This is a genomic window from Dokdonia sp. Asnod1-B02 (genome assembly GCF_045063955.1).
GTDB lineage: Bacteria > Bacteroidota > Bacteroidia > Flavobacteriales > Flavobacteriaceae > Dokdonia.
Map to the genome: position 1 here is coordinate 1,708,987 of NZ_JBEFNW010000002.1, position 26,557 is coordinate 1,735,543.

A 26,557-nucleotide genomic window follows, 5' to 3' on the forward strand; every position below is an offset into this window, starting at 1 on the left:
ATTATGACAGGAAGTATTCTTTTTGAAGCGATAGTCTTTCTTGCGGGAGCAATAATTTGTGTGTCCATCGCAAAGCGACTTGGGCTGAGTTCTGTAATAGGTTATTTACTAGCGGGTGTGCTCATAGGCCCTTATGTCTTAGGTTTTATAGGTCAAGAAGGAGAAGATATATTACACTTTGCAGAGTTTGGCGTAGTTGTAATGCTATTCCTGATAGGCTTAGAAATTGAACCTAAGAATTTCTGGAACATGCGCAAGACCATCTTAGGCATGGGTGGACTGCAAGTAGGAGGGACCATGCTCTTAACGTATTTCTTATTTACTTTCATAGGTTACGACTGGAAGGTGTCTCTTGTAATTGCGATGGCAGTAGCACTATCATCTACCGCAATAGCCTTACAAACTATCAAGGAGAAAGGAATGATGGATACGACTTATGGAGCCTCTTCTTTTTCTATTTTACTTTTTCAAGATATAATAGTGATTTTCATGCTAGGTGCTTTGCCGCTGCTTTCTACCGCTACCACTGTTGCAAGTGGTGAAGGCCATGGAGCATCTGAGAATTTACTGGATGGTTTGCCTATCGCTTTTCAAACCCTAGCAATTATACTATCTGTTGTAATTATTATCGTTGCTGGTAAGTATTTAATTGTACCCATGCTGCGTAAAGTGGCAAAAACTGGAGTGCGCGAGCTTCTCATCGCAGCTGCACTATTGATTGTATTCTCTATATCCTTTTTAATGGAGTACGTAGGTCTCAGTCCGGCGCTGGGTGCATTTTTAGGCGGAGTGGTATTATCAAATAGCGAATTCAAACATGAGCTGGAAAGTACCTTAGAACCTTTTAAGAATCTACTGCTAGGTTTGTTTTTCATGGCAGTGGGAGCCTCCATCAATTTTATTGTGATTGCTAAAAATCCGCTAACTATTAGTGGGATATTAATTGCTATTGTAATCGTAAAGGCGATTGTATTATTTATTACTGGTTATGTTTTTAAGCTAAAATTAGATCAGAAACTGCTGCTCACCTTTAGCTTATCACAGATAGGAGAGTTTGCCTTTGTCTTGCTTTCTTTCGCGTTCAGTTTGCAATTATTAGAGCAAGATCAAATGGATATGATGCTCGTGATTACGGCACTTACCATGTCACTTACACCCATCACAGGGATGATCAATGAGCGATTTATATTGCCAAGAATAGGAACAAAAGAATCTATAAAACGACCTATGGATCACATCGCAAAGTCGCAAAATGTGATACTTGTTGGTTTTGGACATTTTGGAAGTACGATAGGGCGCTTTTTAAGATCCCATGGAGTAGAGGCGACTATATTAGATCAAGACTCAAATCGTGTAGATTTTCTTCGTAAGATGGGTTTTGAGGTGTATTATGGAGATGCCACGCGCATAGACTTACTAGAATCTGCAGGAATTGCTCAGGCAAAAATTCTAATTTGCGCTATAGATAATCCTACAGTAACCACACAAGTGACAAAGCTTGTCAAAGAAAAATACCCACACGTAGAACTCATGATACGTGCAAAAAATAGAAATGACGCCTATGATTTACTCAACTTAGGCATAGAAAATATTTACAGAGAGTCCCTAGATACCTCGCTCAGTATGGCAAGCGATGTATTGCATAAACTCGGTTTCAGAAAATATACGCTTAATAGGCAAGTTCAAAACTTTATAAAATATGATGAAGCTATTTTAAGACGCCTTGCCAAAGAACCTAAAAGAGGCACAGACAGTTATATTTTTGTCGCCCGTCAAGAATTAGAAAAGCAAGAACGCTACCTCAATGAAGACTTCAATCGAGGCATTGTTGCATATGACAATCACTGGGACAGCGAGCACATAAGAAAAACACTTGAGGAGCAGCAGCATGACGAAGATGAGGATCCTCAGATTTGAGGTCTAAGCTTATTAAAATAAAAACTGCTCAAAGCTCCCTTTCGGGAAAATTTGAGCAGTTGCTATTAATGCTGTTAAAATGAATTAGTTCTTTTGGTTGTATTAATTGTCACAAGTGGGATACGCATCTATCACATTTCCTAGCTTAAATACCGAAAGATAGCGTGTGAATTGAAAATCTAAACTATAACTCTCTAAACAATCATTAGAACTGAGTGATAAAATTAGACATACCTTACTAACGGTTACTGATTATCTCCATCCACCACCTAGAGCTTCATATAAATCAACAATAGATACAAGCTGCTTTAGTTTACTCTCGATAATATTAAGCTCTGCATTAAGAGCACTTTGTCTTGCAGTAAGTAAATCTAAATAAGTTGCATAACCATTTTTTAAGAGCTCATCAGAATTTGCCTCTGCTGCGCGTAATGCAGTCACTTCTTTATTGATAAATTCGAATTTTTTAGTTTCTGCTTCATATTCAAATAATGCATTTGATACTTCAGTTCCCGCAACGAGCAATGTTTTTTTAAATGCTAGTAAGCTCTGTTCTTGTTGAGCAATAGCAACTTCGCGCTGCGTTCTCAACTTTCGCTGATTCAAAAGTGGTTGTGTTAATCCGCCTATGACTGTTGCAAATAATGAGTTTGCACTCAAAAGCTCATCAATTTCAAGACTCTGGAAACCTCCTGCAGCAGTTAATCGCAATGAAGGATACAAGTTGCTTTTTGCAACATTAGTGAGCTCAAAAGATTGAATAAGATCAAACTCGGCAGCCATGACATCAGGTCTATTAGTTAATAGTGATACGGGTACTCCTAGTTTTAATTCTTCATCAAGTATTTGGCTATCTAATGTGCTTCTCTCAAAGCGTTGTCCAGGTTTACCTAGTAAAATACTAAGGATGTTTTCAGTTTTAAATAGTGCTGTTTCAAGATCTACTTGTAACGCTTTTGCATTGTTATACTGTGCTATATTCTGATCTACAGCAACCTGTGTAACCTGTCCAGCATCTTTTAATGCTTTTATAGTTTCTACACTACGTTCTCTAGTTGCAACCGTTTCTTCTGTGATGGCTATCTGAGCATCTAGAGCAAGTAAGTTATAATAGGTGTTTGTAATACTTGCAACAAGCTGTGTTTTTACAGCTTGGTGACCCGCTACACTTTTTAAATATGCTGCTTGCGTAGCTCTTTGGTTACTTCTTATTTTTCCCCAGATGTCTGCTTCCCAAGATAGATTTGCTGTGATATCAAATTGATCTGTAGCTCTGTTGGTTAAAAACTGACCAAACTGCGTGTTCTCAGAGAGTACTTGGTGTGTGAAATTTGTTCCCACATTTACGGTAGGTAAATAACCAGCCTTTCCTTGTTTCGCGTAAGCTTGTGCAGCAACCATCTGTTGTATAGCGATGCGCACATCCATGTTATTTTCAAGTCCTTCTTGAATGTAAGACTGCAACTGTTCATCTGTAAATAAGGTTCTCCAGGATACATTTGCAATAGAAATACTATCTGTAGGAAGGTTATCTGTTCTATACAGTGCCTCTGTCTCAGCAGTAATATCTGGCTGTACATAGTCTTGCGCTACAAAGCAACTTTGAAATATGACAGCGACTACTAGCAAGAGTATAGGCTTGCTTATACTTTTATAGGTGATAGGTGATTTCATTATTCTTGTGTTTCAATAGTTTGTACTGCTGGTTTACTAGAAATGCGTTCTTGTAACCACTGAAAAAATATAAATAAGATTGGGATGACAAATACTCCTAAGATGGTTCCTATAAGCATCCCGCCTACGGCTCCTGTACCTATAGAGTTGTTTCCTTCAGAACCAACACCTTTAGCTAATACCAATGGCATTAACCCTAAAATAAAAGCAAAAGAGGTCATTAAAATAGGTCTTAGTCGAGATTTTGCACCGTTTATGGCGGCACTCACGATGTCCTCGCCATTTTTGCGCCTAGCGAGGGCAAATTCTACAATAAGAATAGCATTCTTAGCGAGTAGGCCTATCAGCATGATCAAAGCAATCTGGAAATAGATGTTGTTCTCTAGACCAAATAATTTGGTACTTATGTAGGCTCCAAAAACTCCAAATGGTAAAGAAAGTATTACCGCAAATGGCAATAAGTAACTTTCATATTGCGCACTTAATAAGAAGTACACAAAGAGAATACTCAACCCAAATATAAAAGCGGTTTGATTTCCTGCATTTACCTCTTCTCTTGTAAGACCAGAATATGCGACAGTATAGTTGTTAGGTAGCTTTGCAACCTCTTCATCTATTATTCTAATAGCGTCTCCAGTACTAAAACCTTCATTTGTAGCACCAGTGATAGAAGTAGAATTAAATAGGTTAAAACGAGTAACAGATTGTGGTCCATACACACGTTCTAAGTTTACAAACTGTGTGATAGGAGTCATCTCTCCAGAGTCTGTTCTTACATACATACTATTTAAATCTTCAACGCCAGCTCGATCATCAGGTAATGCCTGAATATAGACTCTAAACTGCTTCCCAAACTTAGAGAAATCGGACGCATAAATACCTCCTATATATCCTTGTAATGTGGAGAAGATACTATTAATAGGCACTCCTTTTTCCTTAGCAAGAGGGACGTTGATTTCCATCTCATATTGTGGATATTCTGTGCTAAAAGAGGACTGCGCATATTTAATTTCTGGATGTGACATTAATGCTGCAGCAAATTCTTTATTGGCAATGTCTAAGTCTTTAAACTCACCTCCAAACTTGTCTAATAAGTTTACTTCAAAACCAGATGAGTTACCAAATCCTCTAATACTAGGAGGAGAGAAGAAAATAATCTTAGCCTCAGGAATATTTGCAACTATACCAAAGAGTTTACCTGTGATAGCAGTGGCAGATAGTGAAGGATCTTCACGCTCATCCCAATTTGCTAGTTTTATAATTCCAAAGCCGTAGTTACTTCCTGCACCATTTATTAAACTTCTACCTTTAATAAAGTTGACACCCACAACGCCTTCTAAGCTATCAATTCTATCATATAAGTCAAGCGTTACAGCATTTGTTCTGTCTAGTGATGATCCCGCTGGAAGTTCAATATTTGCAAAAATTATCCCTCTATCTTCATTAGGTACAAAACCGGTAGGAGTTGTATTTGATGCCCAAACAATACCTACGATAGCAAGTGCTAATAATAAGACAGGCATCCATTTTTGTCTATATAAGAATGATAGCGAGTGACCGTATCTAGTTACTGTAGCGTTAAAACCTCTATTAAATAAGGTATAAAAGCGCTGTAAAGGTCCTTTTCCTTTGAGTTCCTCATCATCTTTGTGTGACTTTAAAAGTAACGCACACAACGCTGGACTCAGCGTCAAAGCATTTACCGCCGAAATAAGTATAGATATAATAAGTGTTACTCCAAATTGCTCATAAAATACTCCTGTAGGTCCTGTAACGAATGTAACAGGGATAAATACAGCTGCCATTACCAGCGTAATTGAGATAATCGCCCCAGAAATTTCATTCATGGCGGTAAGCGTCGCCTTCTTAGGATCTTTTTCTCCTTCATCCATTTTAGCATGCACAGCTTCTACTACTACAATAGCATCATCTACTACAATACCAATGGCGAGTACGAGCGCAAACAGGGTAAGTAAGTTGATGGAGTATCCAAAAACACTTAAAAAGAAAAACGTACCAATAATAGAAACAGGTACAGCAATGGCTGGAATAAGTGTAGATCTAAAGTCTTGTAAGAATAGAAATACTACTAAGAAAACTAATATAAAGGCTTCTAATAAGGTCGTAAGTACTTTATCTATAGATGCATTTAAAAATAAACTAGTATCGTAAGGAACAAAAACTCCTAGCCCTTCTGGTAGGTCTTTTTCTACAGATGCTATGGTTACTTTAATATTCTCAATAATCTCTCTTGCGTTAGATCCTTTAGTTTGAAAAATCCCCATAAAAACGGCTGGATGTCCTAAACTCACTGCATTTGATGCGTAAGATTGTGCATCTAGCTCAATCGTTGCCACGTCATCTAGACGTAAAAACTGACCGTTTCCTAATGCTTTGATGATGATGTCACCATATTGCTGTTGTTCTTTAAAGCGGCCACTATACGTTAGTGTATATGAAAAAGCCTCTCCATTATTTTCACCTAAAGATCCTGCTGCAGCTTCCAAGTTCTGTTCTTGTAATACCGCCTGTATATCTGATGGAATTAATCCGTATGAAGCAAGCTTCTCTGGCTTTAACCAAATACGCATTGCATAATCTTGTTGAGAAAATAAACTTACATCACCTACACCGCTTATACGCTGCATCGCTGGAATTACGTTTATTTTTAAATAGTTCTGGATGAATGTTGCATCATAATCTTCACTCTCAGAATACATGGAGATAAACATCAAAGCACTTGTTTCTTGCTTTTGTGTAGTAACACCAGTTTGTACTACTTCTTGTGGCAGTAGTGGTGTAGCTCTAGAAACACGGTTCTGTACGTTTACCGCTGCAATATCTGCGTCAATTTCTTGATTAAAATAAACCGTAATCTCGGCAGTACCATTGTTTGATGCAGTAGAGGTGATGTAGGTCATCCCTTCTACACCGTTAATTTGCTCTTCAATAGGGATAATTACACTTTCTAATACTGTTTCTGCATTTGCTCCTGGGTAAGAAGCAAGTACTTTTATGGTAGGTGGTGCAATATCTGGGTATTCTTCTATAGGTAAGCTAGTTATGCTTATAGCACCTAGTACCACTATGATAATAGAAATTACCGTTGAAAGCACGGGTCTTTCAATGAATGTTTTTAACATGTCTTGTGTTTTTTAAGTGTAACCTAGTTCTTAAATAGCGTTTGTATAGGCTTAGTAGCTTCCTCAAATGGAACTTCTTGAGGTGTGATAGTCATACCGCTTCTTAATTTTCCTACACCAGAAACGATGATAGTATCTGTGAGCTCGATACCTGATTCCACAACATATAGGTTGTCTACTATCGCTTTTACTTTGAGTATTGAAGTAGCTACTTTATTCTCATTGTCAACTTTAAAGAACATGATATTTCCTTGTTGTTCGTAGGTAGCTTCTTGAGGAATAACGATAGCATCCTCGTATATCGTTGGGATTTGTATTTTACCACTATTACCGTTTGTTAGTAATTGGTTAGGATTGTCAAAAACTGCTCTTAAACTTACAGTACCTGTGCGTTGATCAATTTGACCGGTACTAGTTTGTATGGTTCCTTTCTCAGAATAGGTTGTTCCATTTGCAAGTATTAAACTCACATCAGAAAAGTTAGCAAGCTTTTCGGCAAGATCTTTTCCTTCTGCTTGTTGTAAGAAGTCTAAGTATTGTTTCTCATTAAGACTAAAGAAAGCATAAACCTTACTTATATCACTTACAGTAGTAAGCGGTTGAGGATCTGCAGGACTAACCAGCGAACCTTCTCTATACGTAATTGCACCTACAAAGCCATCTACAGGGCTTGTGATAGTCGCGTAACCTATGTTTGCAGAGATACTGCTATAATTTGCTTTTGCTTGTGCTAGATTTGCTTTTGCAGTTTCTAATTGTACGGCACTTATGATATTCTTTTCTACCAGTGGCGTCAATTTATCAATTTCAACCTGAGCAACGTTTACTCTTGCTTTTGCTGCACCAGCATCTTGATTAAGTGATTGTGTCTCAAGTCTAAATAATACTTGACCCTTACGGACTTTTTGACCTTCGTCTACTAGTACTTGCTGTATATATCCAGATGCTTTTGCTCTTGCAGCACTATTTACAATTCCTTCAAGACTTGTAGGGTATTCCTGGTAAGCGGTTACAGTTTTAGGCTGTAACTTCATTACTGGGAATGGAGATGGAGGAGCTTGCTGTGCTGTAGCAGCAGTATCTTCTTGATTACCTCCACAACTTATTGTAATGAATAGCACGACAAGTGCAAGCAGGGTGAATGATGTATTTTTTTTCATGGTACTTTATATTTCAAATTTGGCGTCTGTTAACTTTGTTCTTAGTATTTCTATAGAAGCGGTGGCTTCATCTAAAAATTTGATGTAATCATTATGAAAATTCAAATCAAATTTTTCTGCATCGTCACCATCATTTTGGAGATTCATTGTTTCCTTATAAGTCTTGATTTCTTCATGTAACTCTCGAACTTCTTTCCACTCATTCATGAGATTATCTACATGGTGTACTACCATATCCTTATTGATAATAAAGTACTTCTTACGATCACCAGTTTTTGTGAAATACTCGATTTTATTAAGGTCTTGTAGGTGATTGAGGTGTGTTGAAATCGTACTCTTACTAGCGCATAGAATATTGACCATGTCCTCAAAAGTGCTTCCTTTTTTTCCTGTAAGTATTGTATATGATAGTATGCGAGCTGCTACTGGAGCTAGTTGCTCTCGTTTTTCGATATGTACACCTAGTTTTTCAACTAGTGACATTTTTTCTTTACAAATTTTATCTGTCATTATTCCTTAATTTATTCTCATCGCTCGATTGAACACATAGATGAGATTCAAATACGTGGCAAAATTAACCGTTAGTTCGGAACAAACCGAACCAATCGAAGTTAAAAAAAACATAATTAATATAGCTTTCGCGAAAGCGTAACAAAAACAGGGATAAGTGTCCTTTTAAATGAACAGCACAGCTCTGCCATCACTACTTGTATTTGGTACTGATTGTTGAAATGTACCCAAATAAATAAGCCATCCTCTTGAGAAAAGGTTGGCACAGCATGAGTTTGCGAAACAGAATAGTAGAAGATTAACTAAAATCCATTCCTAAATCTAAATCAATATCATTCTTTACGGCAGCATCTTTATGAGCTGTAAATGTAGATTTTGGAGAAGTTTGAGTAGCAAGATGATCTGGGAGCTCCTCTAGAAAATAGGCGCTATTTTCTCCTAGTTCTTTTTGCGTATCTGTTTTGTGATGAAAGGCATTAATGGACTCCGTAGCTCTAGTGATAATGAGTTCATTTTTTGCTCTAGTAAGTGCCACATATAATACACGTCTATCTTCTTCTACTTCATCTAGATTCCCTAGACTGTAGGAGGAAGGGTAGGACTTAGGTGATACATTAAGAACAAAACAAACGTCTGCTTCAAGACCCTTAGCCGAGTGTACGGTAGAGATGGTGACGTGATCCTGATGATCTGTGGTAGTTAATTTACTGCCTTCTAAGGTGTTTTGACCTGAAACATGTGCAGCATTATCTAGAATCCCTTCTGAGATAAAAGCACCAAGCGTCGCATAGTTTTCAGAAAGCATTTCTAGTACAGGAAAATCTCCTTTGCGCTTTTCTGTCCAGTCTTTGCTGTACTTCATAGCAAGATCAAACTCCATAGCGCTGTACAGTTCCTTGATTGCTTGCTTTACATTGCCTTTATTATCAAAAACAGTTTTGTAAAACTTAGATACTTTTTCTCCTTCGGTTCCAGAGATGATAGAGGTGAAGGTATCTGGCCTTATGTCCTCTGGTGCGATTTGCATTACCTCCGTCATATAAGACGTTGCTTTTACAGCGCCAATACCGTGGATAAAAGTAAAAAAGCGAATCCACGCAATCTCATCTAGCGGATTATTAATCACTCTCAATACCGCTACTAAATCTTTTATGTGAGCAGCTTCAAGAAATTTTCGTCCGCCAAAGGTTTGATAAGGAATCTTCTTTTGCAGAAATACTGCTTGTAATGGTCTTGTGTAGTATTGCGACCTGCTCAAGATTAGAAAATCAGAAAAGGAACTTCCGCCACTAGAGAAGGCTTCAAGGATTTTATTGGCTATATAATTTGCTTCTTCAAATTGGTTATTCACATTCAAAATCACAGGCACTTTTCCTGGTCCTCTGCTTGAGATCAGTTTTTTATTATACTGTACTGGTGATTTTTCTAGTAACCAGTTTGATATATCAAGAATCTCTTGTGTAGAACGATAATTCTTGTCCAATACTTTTACTGTAGCATCTGCCACACGTTCCTTAAACAAGTGAACATTCTTAAAATCTGCGCCACGGAAACTGTAAATAGATTGGGCATCATCTCCCACGCAAAAGAGATGACAGATATGCTCAAAAGGCTTTAATAAAAACCATTGCAGCGGATTGGTATCCTGCATCTCATCAATCAAAATATGCTCATAGGAGGAAGCCAGAATCTCTCTTGCTTTCTCATCTTTATTCAATCTATTTGCTATAACAAGCAGTAAATCGTCATAATCAAGGTACTGCTGTCTCTTCTTTTGTAGCTGGTACTCTTTAATAAGATGCTCTAGTTGTGGTCGCAACGTAGCGATATCTTCAGTTACTTGAGGATCATCTTTTCCTTTATAGAGCAACTTGCGTATGGTATCAGTGAGGTTACTTCTCGTGTTACGTGCAAAGGAGAAGATATCGAGAATTTGCTGCGGCTTGATTCTTACTTTTCCATATTCCTCACTGGCATTTCCACAAGCCATTTTCATCAAACTTAATTGATCATCTGGATCAATTACCGTAAAACTTGCCGCACCAAAAAGATTTGGGAACTTCACAATAAGCTGGTTACACCAGCTATGAAAGGTACTGCCATTAATCGCGCCGCTTGTACCAGCAGGTAACCCTGCTTTTACACGCTCTACAATCTCGCTCGCAGCCCTTTTTGTAAATGTGAGGATCTGTATCTTTTCTGGACGTACGCCAGATTGAATAAGATACTCCGCTCTACCTACAATAGTTTTAGTTTTACCAGTACCTGCTCCTGCAAGTAGCAGTAAGTGTTTACCATCAAAAGTGATGGCCTCACGTTGCTTAGTGTTATATGAATCTATAATAGCAGTTTTTTTATTTTCAAAGATAGGAAATTATTCATAATTTTGGATTTTATCCTACACTTCAATATATTGAGAAGAGCCTTCTTAGATCTACAAACTAACAGTAATAATTTAAAAATAGCGAGCGCTATTGCATTTTCTGTGGTCGTTTTTGATGATGAAGAGGAGTTGTATTATCATGAGAGCCTTATCAAACCGCTTCAAGTGCTTTCTCCAGATCAGGAATTTACTTACGGGATAACTAATAAATCACTGCGAAAAGCACCATCATTCATAGATATCGCGAGTTTACTCATCGACAACCTGGAAGACTGTGAGATTGCATATTTTGATAATTTCTCACAGCAATTGCTACGCAGCAGTTTTAGGGAGATTGGCTATCCACTAGGGAAGTCTTCCCTTATTTTTAATGCTACTTCCTCCAGAAAAAGTAGCAGCGCTGCACAACTATCTTTTGCGGAAACTGCAGCTATTCATTCGGTGGAGTATGATTCTTTGAAAGCTGGCATGAATGCTCGAGGACTGGCTCAATTGTTTCAAATTAAGGCTAGTGTGGATGATAATGAGAGTTACGCTTTCGCGAAAGCGGAACAAAACACCATCGCTACCACAAGCCTATATGACCATTTACCTAAAACAAGTGGCGTGTACTACTTTAGAAACGCAGCCGACGAAGTGATTTACGTAGGAAAAGCAGTCGACTTAAAAAAGCGAGTGATTTCGCATTTTAAGAGCAGATTAGTTTTTGAAAAGACCCTGTGCAAAGAAACCGTCGCTGTAGAATATGTGGAAACGGGAAACGAGTTGATTGCATTACTCAAAGAGTCGGCAGAGATTAAACAACTTGCACCTATCTATAATTCGCAACAGATAGAGACCAACAACCCATGGATTGTGGAATCTAAAATAGATGCCAAAGGAATCTTGAGAATTGTACCCACAGAAAAGAGCTACACAGACTCCTGTCATACCGTTTCTTTTAATAGAGATTCTGTAATCCAGCAACTCAAACTATTACAAATAATGCACGCGCTATGTCCAAGATTTATGGGTGTAGAACGTACTGCTGGTTCTTGCTCTAGCAAAGCTTGTAAGGGCGTATGTAGGGGAGAAGAACCCAAGGAAATATACAATGCAAGAGTATACAAAGCGCTGGAAACTCTCACGAGTAAAGAAGAAACCTACTACCTAGACCTCATAGGGAGAACTAGCAACGAGCGATCATTTGTGCTTGTGGTAGACGGGATTTATATGGGATATGGATATATTACAAATCAAGAAACGGTAAATACCATAGAAGATCTTGAGGCGTATCTTATTCCTCAAGAACATACGTATTACACCAGCCGAAGTATCCTCACTCACCTGAAAAAACGCGGAGTTATTAAAAATTTCTTAAGATAACGCGCTTTAATTTCCCACTTTCACTGCCATTTTGCTGTTTTTATGTTCATTAAAAGGCACTTTTTCTTATTTGATACATCCTCTTGTGTGTAGGAGGTAAGAGCTGTTTTGGTTGATTTTTTGTGTGAAAATCGAATCATTTTCGGTTGTTATAATAATGTCTGCTAAGGCATTTTTTATTTTAAGAGCGCTCTAACACATGGAGTTAAATAAGATTAAATGTCATTTTAAAACAAAGAGTCTCTCGTAATTTTATAAAAAAAAGAGATGGAAAGAGATAAAATAACGAAGACAGATATAAAGGATACCAACGAACGTCCTAACGGATTAGGATATGGTGGAAGAGATAAACCATCATCCAAAGATCTTAATATGAACGAGGAAGAGTAGCACTTATAATATTGCTACGATGTACCGATAACGTACACATATTAACTAATCATGTGTTTCTTTTAAGAGACACTTTTAAAACTAACAATTATGAAACAGACAACAGCAGAAGCAGCAAGAGAACAATCTCACATAGATATCGTAAATAACTTACAAGGAATTCTAGAAAAGAATTACGATGCAGAGGAAGGATACAAAGAAGCAATGCTCAAGGCAGATAATAGTTACTTAAAAGACTACCTCAAGAACAAGGCAGCAACAAGAGCAACATTTGCCACAGAGATAAGTGACATTATTTTAAAGCTCAATGAAACTCCAAAGGAATCTGGAAGCACAAAAGGAAGTATCCATAGAACATGGATGAGTATTAAAGATGCTTTTAGCTCAAACTCAGACGAGGGAATCCTTGAAGAATGCATTCGTGGAGATAAAGCGAGTATAGAGGAGTACAACGAAGTGATGGAAAACCAAGCGTTTCCAGTTGAAATTACAAGCGTACTCACAAATCAATTACTACAGGTAAAAAAATCTGTAAATGATATAAAGAAGATAGAAGATTTATTCTAGACCCTATCAAGTAAGAAAAAAGCCACCTTCGGGTGGCTTTTTTTTTGCTACCTTATGAAGCAATATGATATTTGGAAAACTTTTTAAATGGATTGGCAGCTCCCCAAAGAGGTTCAAAACCGTCTGTTATATCAGTGAGCATCATTGTAATTTAACTCATTCAGAAGTAAGTATACTTCTAAAAAAATCTCAAATTTATAATATTGGACACGGTGTAAATGGTGTTCTTATAAGTGCATCAAATCGATTTTTTCAAATACTAGAAGGAGAGGAAAAGGAAATCAATGAGCTGTTTGAAAGAATTCAAGCAGATGACCGCCATACAAATATTTTAAAGCTGTTTAATACCACGATTGATAGTCCATTTTTCTCATCGTACAATAGTTCTTTTAGAGTAGGTCTAGGAAGTGATGAGATTAACGAGATAAATAAATACCTTTCGATTACCACAAACCATCCCTTTGAAGCAAATGTTGTAGGTATTCTCAATTCCATGGCACTGTCTGCAAGGCTAGCATGAAAGTATGAGTTGTAGGGATTATATTTTTAAACAGATATTCCTTTAACCTAACGTTAATAACTGCGACTACCCTTAACACTTCTCACGCTTCCCGTTAAAATATTCTTTAGGTTTTTATAATGTGTATTGAGACACGGTTTTATGTTTTTAAATTTATATAAAACCAATTATTATGAAAGCACAAGCATATTTATCATTTGACGGAAATTGCCAAGAGGCATTAAATTTTTATAAAGGAATCCTAGGTGGAGAGGTTGTAAACCGCGAGACTTGGGAAGGAAAGGAAACAGATATTCCAGAGCATTACCGCAACAAGCTGCAACATGCAGAACTTAAAGGAAAAGGATTTCACTTTATGGCGTATGATGCAGCACCAGATACACCACTTACTTCAGGTAATAAGGTGTGTATGAGTCTAGATTATAGCGATACCGCAGAGGCTCAATCTGCATTTGAAGCGTTAAGCGCTCAAGGAAAAATTAATTCACCATTTCAAGAGACTAGTTGGAACGCACATTATGGACGTTGTACCGATCAATTTGGAGTAGAGTGGATGGTAAATGCCAAATAAATCCACAGAAAACACAAAGTAAAGCCCTCACAAGAGGGCTTTTTTAATCTTAAAAATAAAAATACATGGAAAACTGGATGACCGCATCAATGCCCATTTTAGGTAAAGTATTAATATCAATAATAGCCATATTTACAGTGATGATTATTATCACGAGAATTTCTGGTTTACGCACATTTGCAAAGATGTCAAGCTTTGACTTTGCATCAACCATTGCGGTAGGTTCTGTACTTGCATCCATTATTCTCAACCCAGACCAATCACTTCTTAAAGGAGGAATCGCACTAGCGGGTATTATTGCTTTTCAAACTTTATTTGCCTTGCTAGTAAGGAAAAGTGATTTTTTTAAAAACCTTGCTACTAATGATCCATTATTGTTAATGAAGGACGGGAAGATTCTTTATAAAAACTTAGAAAAATCAAACGTAGGTGAGGGAGATTTGATTGCAAAACTAAGGGAAGCAAACGTGCTCGACTACAGTGAGGTAAGAGCTGTTGTACTAGAAAGTACGGGAGACATGTCTGTACTTCATGACGACGGAGACAACAAACTTAATGATCAACTTTTAGAAGGCGTGCGCATTCATTAATTGACTTGTTTTCGTTTTTATATTTCAGATAGACGTAAAAATAGGAGCTGATATAAGTCATAGTTTATTTTCATAGTTGTAGGTAGGTTTGAGAAAGACCACCACTATTATGAAAAATATCCTTTTACTTACAGACTTCACGTTAAAATCTGATAATGCTCATGCATACGCTTTTGACTTTTTTAAAGGGCAAGAGTGCGAGTTTCACTTACTTAGTATCCAAAAAACTTGGGAGTACACCACAGATGATTTAATGACCTCTAGTCCTAAAGGAAATATAGACAACGCATTACTTGGTGATAATAGAACCAAGGTGGATGCAATGATTGGTCATTATAAAGAAACTTATAACAATAGTTCATTCACTTTTCAAGGTCATGTGGATTATGATGTATTTACAGATGCCATAAGCCAGGCTGTTACTGCATATAATATTGATTTAGTAGTATGTGGTACAGATGGTAAAACCGGGATTGTTGAAAATATATTCAGCTCACATGCTCTTAGAATTATAAGAAAAGTGGAGTGTCCTGTACTCGTAATTCCAGAAAAGTATAGATTTATAACTCCTAAGAGAATACAGTATTTACTTGATTATGATGATACTTTTGAGATGTGTGGTAAGGAACCATTAATTGACATAACTCATAAATATGCATCTAGTATAGATGTTCTGAGACTCACCTTTGGCTTTCATATGGAAGATCATGAATTTGAATATGAGCATACAGAAATCCAGAAGTTATTTCCAAGCACAACCATAAGCTACGCTAGGCACATAGATGAAAATCCCGTAGCGGTAATAAGAGAATCTCTATTGAAGAGATCTTGCCAACTTCAAGTACTATCCGCCAAAAATCAAACTTTTTTAGAACGTATTTTTTCATATTCGCATCTATCACAGATTGTTAATACTGTGACTACACCCTTGTTGATATTAAGAGATTGTAACTCTTAACCTTAGGTTGTATGCTCACTAGATACCTTCCCGTATTTTTATTACTAGCCTTACTGGCCGAAATTTTAGGAACCGTAGGTGGATTTGGGTCATCAGTATTTTTTGTGCCCATAGCAAATTTCTACTTTGATTTTCAATCGGTACTTGGTATCACGGCACTATTTCACTTGTCTAGCAACGTTACTAAGATCGCTTTTTTTAGAAAGGGCTTAGAGAAGCGTCTCTTGCTTTATCTAGGTATTCCTGCCGTAATTTTTGTGACGATAGGAGCATTTGCAAGCAAGTATGTAGACCCTACATTTCTAGGACTTATACTGGGCATATTTCTCATTCTCTTGAGTCTTACTTTTTTGATATTTAAAAAACTAACCATCAAAGATTCTCCTAAAAATGCAATCACGGGAGGTATACTTTCTGGTTTGAGTGCAGGATTGCTAGGCACTGGTGGAGCCATACGAGGTATTACCATGGCAGCCTTCAAGATGGATAAGGCAACTTTTATTGCAACCTCTGCGGTGATTGATCTTGGTGTAGACTTTAGTAGGACTGTCATTTATTTTTATAACGGATACATACATACGCATGATCTTTACCTAGCTCCATTATTACTCGTAGTAGCAGTCATTGGTACATGGATAGGTAAGAAAATTTTAAACCATTTTTCGCAAGAGCAATTTAGAACTTTTGTACTTGTATTGATTTTACTCGTTGGTATCGTCAGTATTGCGTCAGATTATATTTAAAAGAGTTCAGCTATCTAGAGTTATGAGCTCTCTGTTGTAAATGCTATGATTGATGTAAAAGGTTGTTACGCTTTCGCGAAAGCGTTATTATCACCATACAAAGTCTTGAAAACCTACTTAAAAAGATCAGAATTTTCAAGTTGCTTACAAGCCTCTTCATAACCAATCTCAAAAATCGCAGGAATACTTCGCATGCTGAAAGTACCAAATTTGGCTAACTTCTCTGGGCATATTAATAAATCACAGTCTTTGAACTTGTTGAGTCCTTTTTGATGTAAGTTGATTTCATAAGCTCTATTGAGTACTTGATATGAGTATTTTAAATCTCCTATTTCAATAGCACTCAGCGGATTTACATAACTACCGATAATAAGGTCACACTTGGGTACAAGTGGTTCTATAGGAAAGTCATCTATCACACCGCCGTCAAAGTAATGAACACCGTCAATCTCTATGGGAGTAAAAATCCCAGGAAAAGAAGCAGATGCGATAACTGGATTAATTAAAGGACCAGCGTCAAAAGTGCGCAGTTGGCCAGTAATCACCGTAGTCGCTGTAATGGATAATGGAAGTTGTAGGGACTCAAAACTATCTTCTGAGAAATATGCCGATAGGTCTTTGTGAAATAACAAGGAATCTAAGAAGCCAGGTTTCCTTCGAGCAAATCTTTTTATGGAGAAAACAGGCGTTGTTTTAAAAAAATCATAAATCGCTTCCCAGTCGTGACCAGCAGCATATAGCGCACCTACAATAGCGCCAGCACTAGTGCCAGAAATATGCGTAGGTTTAATATTATGTTCTGATAATGCTTTGAGTACGCCCAGATGAGCAACACCTTTAATTCCGCCTCCAGAAAAAGAAAGACCTATGTTCATGATTGATTTATTATAATGCTAAGATAGCAAACCGTGTAAAGGAATATCTTAAGATTTACTTACAACTTCACACCATAACTCAAATCTCCAGCATCACCTAGACCCGGAATAATATATCCTTTTGAACTAAGCTTATGATCAATAGCCGAAATCCACAAATGTGTGCTCTCTGGAAATTCCTTTTGCACATAATCAACTCCTTCTTGAGAACCAATTACTGAGATAATGTGTATTTGTGCTGGTGTGCCATGAGGTTTTAATGCATCAAGCACATTTTTAAGCGTTTTACCCGTTGCAAGCATAGGATCCGTAAGGATTAACGTCTTACCCTCAAGCGATGGAGCCGCTAGATATTTTACAATAACCTCAAATTCATCATCATCATTAGGGTGATTTCTATAGGCAGATATAAATGCATTTTCTGCTCCGTCAAAATAATTGAGGAGTCCTTGATGTAATGGTAATCCCGCACGTAATATAGAGCACAACACAATGTCTTGTTGTGGTAAACTCATTTCCTTTTCACCTAAAGGAGTTTGTACCTTTTTAGTATCAAACTCTAATGATTTACTCATTTCATAAGCTAGAATTTCTCCGACACGTTCAATATTTTTTCTAAAACGCATTGCATCTTTCTGAATATCATGGTCTCTCAACTCATAAATAAACTGGTTAAGGATAGAATGATCTTTAGAGTAATCGTGTATGTGCATATCAAGAATTTTTAATGAGATATAAATATATAGAAAGGCAGACTTATAAGACCTTTTTTAACACGGAGTACATAAAGGATTGTAGTCGGTACATTTCTGTTCTACCTGTTTTTTTTCCTATTCTACCCGCAATATAAAGACCAATCCAAATAAGAAAAAGCAGTATCATCCCTAATAATGGAAATATGTAAGATAGTGTCAAAGTAATGTTAGTGTATAACCATACTACACTTGCCATAAATAGAATAAAAACTACAAAATGAAAAAACATAAATAGTGTCCATACCGTTGGGCTAGGTCCATAAAGTCCCTTTATTACTGTAGGTTGTGAATCAATTTTGTAGATTTCAAGATGTAGTTGTGGAGACCAGAAGTGTTGCTCATTCTTAGGAATACTTATAAAAATATGATCATCTGCTCGATGTACTAAAAAGTCTTTTGAGATTGCCCCTACATCTTCATAAGCTCGTAGAATCGTTTCTGGAAGCACCGTATACTCAAGCGTAAAACGCGGTCTTAATACAATATCATTAGGAAGTTCCATAGGTTAGATGTTTCTAGTAATTATTATCATACTAGTAGGGCGATGTATATTATAAATATAGTTCTGTTCTATGGCATGTAATATGACCGTTGTCATAGTATTCCCTATACGTAGCCAATAGCTTTGAGTAGTTATATCTCTCAATAATTACGACATATGAAACATCTTTTCCAACTTCTTTTGTTAGGTCTTACCATGTCCAGTTATGCTCAAGTATGGAGCGTAGAGTTACGACCTACTTTACATATTCCTACTCGTGAAGTAGCAAATCAAAAGTTGCGCATAGGTAATGGACTAGAGTTGACAGGAGTTTTATCTATAGGTAAGCGCACAGATCTATATGGCGGTCTTATCTGGAATCGCTTTGATACGGATGAAGGTTTTGAAGAGTCTGATATAGAATTTATACAAAAAGGTTTTCTCTTTGGAGGGATGGTGTCATTCTCTATACTTGAATCCCAGAAAAATCCTTTTTATGTACGAGCTGGCTTAACCCTAATGACCGTAGACACAGAGCGTACTGAAGGAAATTTTATTATTAAAACAGATCCCGCAATTGGTACTCATCTAGGGCTGGGGATGAAAATTATAAGCTTAGGGAACTGGCATGTGCTTCCAGAGGTGCGCTACGGAAACTCTTCACACAGATATCAAGAAGCAGGTGAATATCGCCATATCTCCTTTGGTAATATTTCTATTACAGCAGCATTGAGAAGGAGTTTTTAATAGGATTAATGATGATATAAAGTAAGTATACAGCAGCTGATAATTATCATAGTATACACTGCTCTTTCTTTCTAGATTTACTGTAAACACTACATATTATGACAATTACATTTCAATACGTAAAAATTCAAGAGAGTGATACATTAAGTGCTGCTACGATAGAGCATCTCAATAAACTCAATAAAAAGTATCCAGAACTTATAAGAGCTCAGGTATACTTTAAGGTGGAGAATACTTCTGCAGCTGCCCATCAAATATGTGAGATAGAAATAAGTGCTCCTAGGCCTAGACTATTTGCCACTACAACCGCTGTACACTTTGAAACAGCAATGAAGGAAACCATCTCAGACCTCGATAAACAACTGAGTAAACGCAAAGCAATATTAAAAGCACACTAAATCAATTTATTATGAAAAAGATACTTGTACCCGTAGACTTTTCTGAGCATTCAGAATATGCACTTGAGACTGCTTCCGCTTTCGCGAAAGCGCACAACGCAGAGATTATATTGCTCCACATGTTAGGCTTATCAGATAGTCTTCTTCCTAAGGATGAAAGCGAAGGAGTAAACCAAGCTGTCTTCCATATGAAACTTGCCGAAAAGCAATTTAAAGAGTTTAGAAACAAACCTTATATGAAAGGTATCACAGTGACCGAAGAAGTTCAAAATCATACAGTTTTTCAAGATATCAACGAGCTGGCATCTCAGCAGGAAGTAGATTTAATAGTCATGGGGTCGCATGGGGTTAAAGGACTCAGAGAAGAGTTTGTAGGGTCAAATACTGAGAAAGTGGTGCGTAGCTCCACCATTCCCGTGCTAGTAGTTAAAGAAAAAATGACCTCTTTTATACCTAAGAATGTTGTTTTTGCCTGTGACTTTAAATTAGAAAATATCAAAGCATATAGAGACGCAATTCCACTATTTGAAGAAATGGAGGCTCGTATCCATCTTGTATATGTGAATCTCCCTACAGATCGCTTTAAAAGCTCAAAGGAGATAGAAGAAACCATGGCAGCCTTTATGCGTGCAGCAGAGTTTGGGACAGAATTACATCAAGAAGATCTTGTGATTGTAAACGGTTACACCATAGAGAGCGGACTTTATGAATATGCAGAAAAGGTAGGTGCAGATGCACTTGCAATGCCTACTCATGGTCGTAAAGGGCTAGCACATTTCTTTGCTGGGAGCGTGGCAGAGAATATAGCAAATCACTCAACACTACCTGTGTTTACTTTTAAAATGTAGCGCACAACTTCCAATTAAAGAGGGTGAGTTTCTCAAGAAACTCACCCTCTTTTATGCTTGACTTTTAGATGAATTATCTTGAAGCTAGCAACAAAGGTTGTTGATAGTGCTCTATAAGATGCATAATTTCTATGAGCGGTATTACAACGCTATACTGGCCGGTATATGAAGGGCAAATGATACAGTCGTCAAAGTAAAACTCAATAGCGTTATCGTTAATTACAAAGTTATTTTTATAGGCTTTAAAGTCGGTATCAGATATTTCCCAGCAGTCATAAAACATTTCGCCAGAGTGAATTTGCTCATAAATGGTTTGATTAATTAAATCAAATACTTTCTTCTCTGCTCCAGCGATAAAAAAGTCGTCAAAATAGATAAACTCCTCCTTATCTACATTGTAATTAAGACAGTCAAACATGTAAGTAGAGTGCAACATTCCTGAGTAATAATTTTCTTTATAGAGCAGTATACTTACAAGATTTCTCTCATTTGCATGCAGTTTAAAATCTATAATACGTTTATCTCTAAAACGTTTAATACTTAAAGTGTCGCATAGTAATTCTTTATCCTCAAGAATCTCATTTACAGTGCGCTCTACATTTAAGTAACTCTCTGCCATATATTCATTAAATGCCTTGTAATTAGGGTTTACAGTCTCGTTAAGATAAGGATAGGTGTAATCTAGAAGATAATCGTCTGCCTCTTTATATAGAATTTTTGACTCTACAACGGCTTTTAAAATTGTGCGATCATCTGGTATTTTGATCAACGCTTCTTTTTTTGAAAGCTGACTTTTTGCTTGAATTTCCATGATGTCCTTATCTGTGAGGTACAGAGAATCTGCAGAGTCTGGATCGAGTAATCCGGCTTCTTTCTGAGGTTCGGTATTTAATGGTGTTTTCTTCAGTTTATCTGTAGGTTCTTTGCAGCTAGCTAGTAATAATATGGCGATTAGGGTTAGATAGGTTTTCATAATGATGTTTTTAAGTGTCGTAAATGTAATTTTGAGATTGATAGATTACTATGATATCCGTCAGCTTAGATGTGTTACAACAAGAAGAAGTACATATTTTTTTAATTCGCTTTCGCGAAAGCGTACCTTAAAAATCCACCCTATTTTGTGGTAGTTGTAGTCATATTAATAGTAGTAGGCGGCATTTTAATAACCTCAAGAGTGGTAGAGGCGATAACCACTTGGTCATTGGTTTTAAGAATCGCTTGTTGAATACGAGACTGAAGAAGATCCTTTGTGATCCTACGCTTTTTGTAGTCTACTATATATCTCAAATTAAATTGCACCCAGTTATCTGTGAGCGTGATGGCAAGGCTAGGAGCAACAAGGGCATCTTCTATGTAGTACTTTGCAACAACTTGCTGCCAGTGATCGCGCGCAAAATTTACATAGTCTCCAAGTACCTCTTGTGCAACATTTGTGATAATCTCTTTTGTAAGTGCCATATCTGAACTATGATGAATGGGGAGATTAAATTCATCCCAGATAAAAGGAAAATCTTGGGAGTAATTATAAATAGGTCCTTTAAAAACAAAGGCATTACTCAGTTTTACAATTCGGCCGCTATAATTATCTGAGCTTACCCATTCTCCTATTTCCATCATGGTGGTGTAAATGCTATCTATATCGATCACATCTCCTTTAATCCCATTAATCTCTATGCGGTCTCCAGGCGCATATACTTTTACTATAAAAATGTATAAAGAGCCAGCAATACTGAGGATAAGTTCTTGTAAAGTAAATGCTATTCCTGCAGAAAATAACCCAATGGCGAGCGTAAAGTCTTCTATATTTCCAGTAAAATAGGAAACTGATAATAAGGCGATAAAGACGTAACCCACAATTTCAATCGCTTTTTGAGATTTGTAACGAGTGTTTGTATTGGGTAATCTTTTCTTAAGAAACTTACGTACTAGTTGTACGATTATAACAATAAAAAGCACCCATAAAACATAGCGTATTACATCAATACCTGCGGGATGCTCCGTAAACCAGTTTCTTATGTATTCTAGTTGATCCAAGATAATTAATTTTTTGCCTCCCCATATTTGAGAATAATCCCGATTTGTCCTGCGTGATATGCAGTATGTGATGTGATACGACCTAGGGCTTGCGCTTTTGTTTTTGCACCAAATTCTGTGGTCTCAATAACTGTCTCCCAGTCTGCATCTACTTGCTTCTCTATAATTGCCTTTAAAACAGATTTTGATCTTTTTAAGATGTCCTTAAGCGCGTTGAGATCTACCCACTCACCAGTATCATGCTTTGCGATAACCGTTTTTGCAATGATTTTTGTGTCTTTTGCTCCAAAAACATTTTTGGCAAATAATAATTCCACCTCTGCAATATGTCTTAGTAAGAAACCTAAACTATTAGGAGATGGAGATAGTTTTTTTTGTAAATCTTCTTCTGTAATTAAATGGAGTTTATCCTCTAGTCGTGTATGCGCTTCTTCCCATAATGCTAGTAATAATGAAGTTTGTGTAGCCATTATTGAAATCTTTTAAGTTGGTTTTCTAGCTCGCTCAGATGATGTTGCATTTTTTCAAGACGTTCTAATAGATGAAAAATCGTTTCAATACCGGGTAGGTTAATGTCGAGCTCTTGATTAAAAACAAGAATGCGTTCAAGTTTTTGAACTTCTGTTTCTGGTATAAAGAGCGTGTTCTCTTTAGTCACTACAGTAACAAGTCCAAAGTTGTTTAAATCTTCTATAAATGTTAGTGCAATCTCATGACTTGTACAGAAGTTTTCGGCGGGTATTAAGATGTGTTTTTCCATAATTAATCAAGTGCTGCAAGTTGTTTATAAAGCTCTTTTTGTGCTGGAGTAAGGGTAGTAGGTATGGTGATTTGATAAGTCACAAACAAGTTTCCGAAGGTGTCATCCTTTTTATAAACGGGAAATCCTTTTCCGCTAAGTTTTACTTTGGTGCCATTTTGAGTACCAGGTTTCACCTTGAGCTTTACGGTACTGTCTAAAGTTTTTATCTGAATATCTCCACCTAGTACAGCCGTGGTGAGCGGGATGTTATGTGTAATAAATAAATCTGCTTTTTCGCGATGAAAAGGAGTGTTATTTGTAATTGCAAAAGTGATATACAAATCCCCTTTAGGACCGTTATTAGGACTTTTACCACCATGATTCTTGATCTTAATGGTTTGACCATGTTCTACACCGGCAGGTATGGTAATTCTTAAGTTTTTACCATTTACAGTGAGGGTACGCTTTGTGGTTTTAAACACGTCCATTAAGTTGAGATGCAACTCTGCTTGCACATCTTGCCCACGATAAGTGGCTCGCTGTTGCTGTCTTCCAGCACCTCCAAACATTTTTTCAAAAAAGTCTGAAAAGTCCTCTTCACCACCTCCAGAATATCTTTGATATTGCTGTCGTGATTGCTGGCTATTACGTTGCTTACTAGCTTTTTCATAAGCCTCTGCATCTTTCCAGTTTTCACCGTATTGATCGTATTTTTTACGATTTTCAGGATGGCTTAAAACTTCATTTGCCTCGTTTATTTCCTTAAACTTATGTTCTGCCTCTTTATCATTAGGATTGAGGTCAGGATGGTATTTGCGTGCGAGTTTACGATATGCTTTTTTGATATCTGCTTCGCTTGCACTTTTGCTAATACCTAGTATCTTATAGTAATCTATAAATTGCATCTTTAAGAAAATATATTAATGTGAGAGCGCCATTTCTAATTTGCCTAGCATGACAAGTTCAGATTTATTAACGCCAGAAAATGCTCGCGCAATTGTCCATGCTGTTTGTAGAATGATGTTCTTAACTTCTAGTGTGAAAAACTGTGGCTGTTTATTTCTATAGGTAATAAAAGCATCATACATATCTTGAGGATCTTCATTAAAAGCTTCTACACCTTCAAAAACAATCTCTATAAGATAGGCAGCATCAGAGCCAAAGGCATCCTCCAGATCATCAAGATCTAGCCAGTAATCATGAATACACGATTTGAGCCTAGAAAACTCCTCATCTTTTACAACATTATCTGCTGCGGCAACAGCATAAAAGAGTTTTCCTAGCTGGTGATAAAATAAGTTGTCTTTTTTGTTAGTAAGAGCCATAAGGATAGTATTTACATCTGCAAATTAAGTCCTTGAAACGGTGTAGTCTATGATATTTATCATAGGCATATCTTGCTTTTATTCTCAAGTTTATAGGGTATTAAAAGTTATACCCACGAGCACTAGACAGCACATTACCAAGACAAGAAATTGCTCTCTTTATGTAATAGTATAAGTAAGCTTTCGCGAAAGCGTAAAACATTATAATTATGCTCTGTAAATAGTTATAGTAAAGTGCCTTTAAAATGAGGTGTGCAAGTTTCTTAATAAGTCGCAAATCCGATTTTGTTTTTGGTGTGTATTAATTTCTAGTTTCATTACTTCATACTCTATTATTCTTGTACTTTTAGGGGTATGGAATTTTTTGAAGAAAGTATTGAAGAAGCTTTTATGATTCTCTTTGAAGGAGCGTCAGAAGGGATTGTAGTTGTAAATGCAGACCAGATGATTGTAGCAACAAATCAATCTGCTCGCGACATTTTTGGCTATGAAAAGAAGGAGCTAGAAGGCAAGCCACTAGACACACTTATTCCTATGCGCTTCCATAAGAGGCACGGGGGTCATTTTGACAAGTTTATGAATCACAGTGATAAGCGCGAGATGGGTATGGGGCGTGATTTATTTGGACAGTGCAAAGATGGACGGCAAGTTCCGGTAGAAGCGGGTCTCAATCCTTTTGTACTGCATAATAAGAATTATGTAATGGCACTGGTAACAGATATTACCGTGCGTAAAAACGCAGAAAAGGAACTTAGACAATGGGCAAACATTTTTAATGAGTCGCTCAATGAGATTTTTATTTTTGATGCAACAAGTCTAAAGTTTATCAATGCAAATCTAGGAGCGCAAGAAAATATAGGATACACACTTGATGAGCTCATCTCAATGACTCCTGTTGATATAAAGCCAGAGTTTACACAAACTCAGTTTCGTGATTATATCGCTCCATTACTCAATGGAGTAGAGAAGAAGTTAATTTTTAAAACCACGCACGAGCGCAAGGACGGTAGTCATTACCCAGTAGAGATACACTTACAACCTTCAAACGCTGACGATACTAATACGCTTGTTGCCATTATTCTTGATATTACAGAGCGTGTAAATTATACAGATAGACTTGAGAGGACTGTAGAGGAACGCACACATCAGCTAGAAGAAGCCTTGCAAACAGAAATAGAACTCAACGAACTAAAAACAAAGTTTTTGTCTCTTGTTTCTCATGAGTTTAAAACACCATTGAGTGGTATTTTAACTTCGGCGACACTCGCAGGAAAGTATACAACAGAAGAGCAACAAGATAAAAGAGTAAAGCACCTTACCACGATACAGAATAAGGTTAAGTATCTCAATACTATTATAGATGATTTTCTATCTATCGAGAGGTTAGAAACTGGAAAAACTAATTATGCATACACGACGTTCCCACTTAGCAAAGTGCTTAACGAGGTAATTTATGATGCAAACATGCACCTTAAAGATGGCCAGCATATTAAGTATCCCACAGATGCAGATGAGTTTATTATTAATTTTGATGAGAAAATTATGGAGCTCGTGTTGAGCAATTTAATTTATAACGCCATCAAATATTCATCTGAAGGCACGATAGTAGATATCCAACTCAAAAAGAATGAGCAAGGACTCGAGATTAAGATTATTGATCAAGGAATAGGGATACCAGAACACGAGCAAAAATTTATTTTTAATCGATATTTTAGAGCAGAAAATGCATTGTTAAATGCAGGAACAGGGATAGGACTTAACATTGTCAAGACGCATTTAGAAAACCTTGGAGCTTCTATTAGTTTTGAAAGTAAACATAATGAAGGTTCTACATTTACAGTTACAATACCAATCACATAGA

27 protein-coding genes are annotated in these 26,557 nt (G+C 36.9%); 13 read left to right on the top strand and 14 right to left on the bottom strand.

The annotated features are described in order from the left end of the window. Window positions 1–3: 3 nt before the first annotated feature. Window positions 4–1,917, top strand: coding sequence for a monovalent cation:proton antiporter-2 (CPA2) family protein (locus tag ACJJVU_RS07835; protein ID WP_405223946.1), 1,914 nt, complete (start codon window positions 4–6; stop codon window positions 1,915–1,917). A 252-nt stretch (window positions 1,918–2,169) separates the two neighbouring features. Here the strand turns inward: ACJJVU_RS07835 and ACJJVU_RS07840 are convergent, their stop codons facing one another. The 5 genes from ACJJVU_RS07840 to ACJJVU_RS07860 all read right to left on the bottom strand — a co-directional run bounded on the left by ACJJVU_RS07840 (window position 2,170) and on the right by ACJJVU_RS07860 (window position 10,772). Continuing rightward, a complete protein-coding gene (locus ACJJVU_RS07840) occupies window positions 2,170–3,591 on the bottom strand; it encodes an efflux transporter outer membrane subunit (RefSeq protein ID WP_405223948.1) in 1,422 nt (473 codons plus the stop codon). Next, window positions 3,591–6,734, bottom strand: coding sequence for an efflux RND transporter permease subunit (locus ACJJVU_RS07845; protein WP_405223950.1), 3,144 nt, complete (start codon window positions 6,732–6,734; stop codon window positions 3,591–3,593). Before ACJJVU_RS07845 ends, ACJJVU_RS07840 begins: the two co-directional genes overlap by 1 nt. Window positions 6,735–6,757: 23 nt before the next feature. Next, window positions 6,758–7,894, bottom strand: coding sequence for an efflux RND transporter periplasmic adaptor subunit (locus tag ACJJVU_RS07850; RefSeq protein ID WP_405223952.1), 1,137 nt, complete (start codon window positions 7,892–7,894; stop codon window positions 6,758–6,760). Between the two features lie 6 nt (window positions 7,895–7,900). Then, on the bottom strand, window positions 7,901–8,404 hold the full coding sequence (locus tag ACJJVU_RS07855) for a GbsR/MarR family transcriptional regulator (protein WP_298327462.1): 504 nt from the start codon (window positions 8,402–8,404) through the stop codon (window positions 7,901–7,903). Window positions 8,405–8,702: 298 nt separating this feature from the next. Next, complete coding sequence (locus ACJJVU_RS07860; RefSeq protein WP_405227484.1) at window positions 8,703–10,772, bottom strand: ATP-dependent helicase; 2,070 nt, start codon at window positions 10,770–10,772, stop codon at window positions 8,703–8,705. Window positions 10,773–10,817: 45 nt separating this feature from the next. Between ACJJVU_RS07860 and ACJJVU_RS07865 the strand changes: the two genes are divergently transcribed. The 8 genes from ACJJVU_RS07865 to ACJJVU_RS07900 all read left to right on the top strand — a co-directional run bounded on the left by ACJJVU_RS07865 (window position 10,818) and on the right by ACJJVU_RS07900 (window position 16,491). Continuing rightward, window positions 10,818–12,152, top strand: coding sequence for a GIY-YIG nuclease family protein (locus tag ACJJVU_RS07865; RefSeq protein ID WP_405223955.1), 1,335 nt, complete (start codon window positions 10,818–10,820; stop codon window positions 12,150–12,152). 267 nt (window positions 12,153–12,419) lie between these two features. After that, window positions 12,420–12,542, top strand: coding sequence for a hypothetical protein (locus tag ACJJVU_RS07870; protein ID WP_405223957.1), 123 nt, complete (start codon window positions 12,420–12,422; stop codon window positions 12,540–12,542). A gap of 90 nt (window positions 12,543–12,632) precedes the next feature. Beyond that, window positions 12,633–13,109, top strand: coding sequence for a PA2169 family four-helix-bundle protein (locus ACJJVU_RS07875; RefSeq protein WP_013751816.1), 477 nt, complete (start codon window positions 12,633–12,635; stop codon window positions 13,107–13,109). Between the two features lie 64 nt (window positions 13,110–13,173). After that, entirely contained in the window at window positions 13,174–13,629 is a 456-nt protein-coding gene (locus ACJJVU_RS07880; protein WP_405223959.1) for a BLUF domain-containing protein, read from the top strand. Window positions 13,630–13,801: 172 nt separating this feature from the next. After that, window positions 13,802–14,200 (top strand): VOC family protein, encoded by a 399-nt coding sequence (locus tag ACJJVU_RS07885; protein ID WP_013751818.1) that lies wholly within the window; start codon window positions 13,802–13,804, stop codon window positions 14,198–14,200. A 65-nt stretch (window positions 14,201–14,265) separates the two neighbouring features. Then, complete coding sequence (locus tag ACJJVU_RS07890) at window positions 14,266–14,790, top strand: YetF domain-containing protein (protein ID WP_339849397.1); 525 nt, start codon at window positions 14,266–14,268, stop codon at window positions 14,788–14,790. 109 nt (window positions 14,791–14,899) lie between these two features. Beyond that, complete coding sequence (locus ACJJVU_RS07895) at window positions 14,900–15,748, top strand: universal stress protein (protein ID WP_405223962.1); 849 nt, start codon at window positions 14,900–14,902, stop codon at window positions 15,746–15,748. An 11-nt stretch (window positions 15,749–15,759) separates the two neighbouring features. Further along, window positions 15,760–16,491, top strand: a complete 732-nt coding sequence (locus ACJJVU_RS07900; RefSeq protein WP_405223964.1) for a sulfite exporter TauE/SafE family protein — start codon at window positions 15,760–15,762, stop codon at window positions 16,489–16,491. Between the two features lie 113 nt (window positions 16,492–16,604). Here the strand turns inward: ACJJVU_RS07900 and ACJJVU_RS07905 are convergent, their stop codons facing one another. The 3 genes from ACJJVU_RS07905 to ACJJVU_RS07915 are packed head-to-tail and all read right to left on the bottom strand — an operon-like array spanning window position 16,605 to window position 18,623. Further along, complete coding sequence (locus tag ACJJVU_RS07905; RefSeq protein WP_298327487.1) at window positions 16,605–17,366, bottom strand: patatin-like phospholipase family protein; 762 nt, start codon at window positions 17,364–17,366, stop codon at window positions 16,605–16,607. Window positions 17,367–17,425: 59 nt separating this feature from the next. Further along, complete coding sequence (upp, locus tag ACJJVU_RS07910; RefSeq protein ID WP_013751823.1) at window positions 17,426–18,079, bottom strand: uracil phosphoribosyltransferase; 654 nt, start codon at window positions 18,077–18,079, stop codon at window positions 17,426–17,428. A 43-nt stretch (window positions 18,080–18,122) separates the two neighbouring features. Further along, a complete protein-coding gene (locus ACJJVU_RS07915; RefSeq protein WP_405223967.1) occupies window positions 18,123–18,623 on the bottom strand; it encodes a GTP-binding protein in 501 nt (166 codons plus the stop codon). Window positions 18,624–18,779: 156 nt separating this feature from the next. On the opposite strand from ACJJVU_RS07915, the gene ACJJVU_RS07920 reads away from it, so the two are divergent. From ACJJVU_RS07920 to ACJJVU_RS07930, 3 genes are all read left to right on the top strand, one after another. After that, window positions 18,780–19,349, top strand: a complete 570-nt coding sequence (locus tag ACJJVU_RS07920; protein WP_013751825.1) for a hypothetical protein — start codon at window positions 18,780–18,782, stop codon at window positions 19,347–19,349. Between the two features lie 98 nt (window positions 19,350–19,447). Beyond that, a complete protein-coding gene (locus tag ACJJVU_RS07925; protein ID WP_405223969.1) occupies window positions 19,448–19,747 on the top strand; it encodes an HPF/RaiA family ribosome-associated protein in 300 nt (99 codons plus the stop codon). 11 nt (window positions 19,748–19,758) lie between these two features. Further along, window positions 19,759–20,595: a universal stress protein gene (locus ACJJVU_RS07930; protein WP_405223971.1), complete on the top strand. Its 837-nt coding sequence runs from the start codon at window positions 19,759–19,761 to the stop codon at window positions 20,593–20,595. 73 nt (window positions 20,596–20,668) lie between these two features. On the opposite strand, the gene ACJJVU_RS07935 is transcribed toward ACJJVU_RS07930, so the two are convergent. From ACJJVU_RS07935 to ACJJVU_RS07960, 6 genes are all read right to left on the bottom strand, one after another. Next, the gene (locus tag ACJJVU_RS07935; protein WP_405223973.1) at window positions 20,669–21,568 is read right to left on the bottom strand and encodes an RsiV family protein; all 900 of its coding nucleotides are present in this window, start codon (window positions 21,566–21,568) and stop codon (window positions 20,669–20,671) included. 140 nt (window positions 21,569–21,708) lie between these two features. Beyond that, entirely contained in the window at window positions 21,709–22,629 is a 921-nt protein-coding gene (locus ACJJVU_RS07940; RefSeq protein WP_405223975.1) for a mechanosensitive ion channel family protein, read from the bottom strand. Window positions 22,630–22,634: 5 nt separating this feature from the next. Beyond that, window positions 22,635–23,099 (bottom strand): DinB family protein, encoded by a 465-nt coding sequence (locus ACJJVU_RS07945; protein ID WP_405223977.1) that lies wholly within the window; start codon window positions 23,097–23,099, stop codon window positions 22,635–22,637. Beyond that, on the bottom strand, window positions 23,099–23,389 hold the full coding sequence (locus tag ACJJVU_RS07950) for a chaperone modulator CbpM (RefSeq protein WP_339849425.1): 291 nt from the start codon (window positions 23,387–23,389) through the stop codon (window positions 23,099–23,101). The genes ACJJVU_RS07945 and ACJJVU_RS07950 overlap by 1 nt, the downstream gene beginning before the upstream one ends. 2 nt (window positions 23,390–23,391) lie before the next feature. Continuing rightward, window positions 23,392–24,276 carry a DnaJ C-terminal domain-containing protein gene (locus ACJJVU_RS07955; RefSeq protein ID WP_405223979.1) on the bottom strand — a complete coding sequence of 295 codons (885 nt, stop codon included), beginning with the start codon at window positions 24,274–24,276 and terminating at the stop codon, window positions 23,392–23,394. A 15-nt stretch (window positions 24,277–24,291) separates the two neighbouring features. Next, complete coding sequence (locus tag ACJJVU_RS07960) at window positions 24,292–24,696, bottom strand: hypothetical protein (RefSeq protein ID WP_405223981.1); 405 nt, start codon at window positions 24,694–24,696, stop codon at window positions 24,292–24,294. A gap of 354 nt (window positions 24,697–25,050) precedes the next feature. Between ACJJVU_RS07960 and ACJJVU_RS07965 the strand changes: the two genes are divergently transcribed. Further along, on the top strand, window positions 25,051–26,556 hold the full coding sequence (locus ACJJVU_RS07965) for a PAS domain S-box protein (protein ID WP_405223983.1): 1,506 nt from the start codon (window positions 25,051–25,053) through the stop codon (window positions 26,554–26,556). Window position 26,557: the final 1 nt, after the last annotated feature.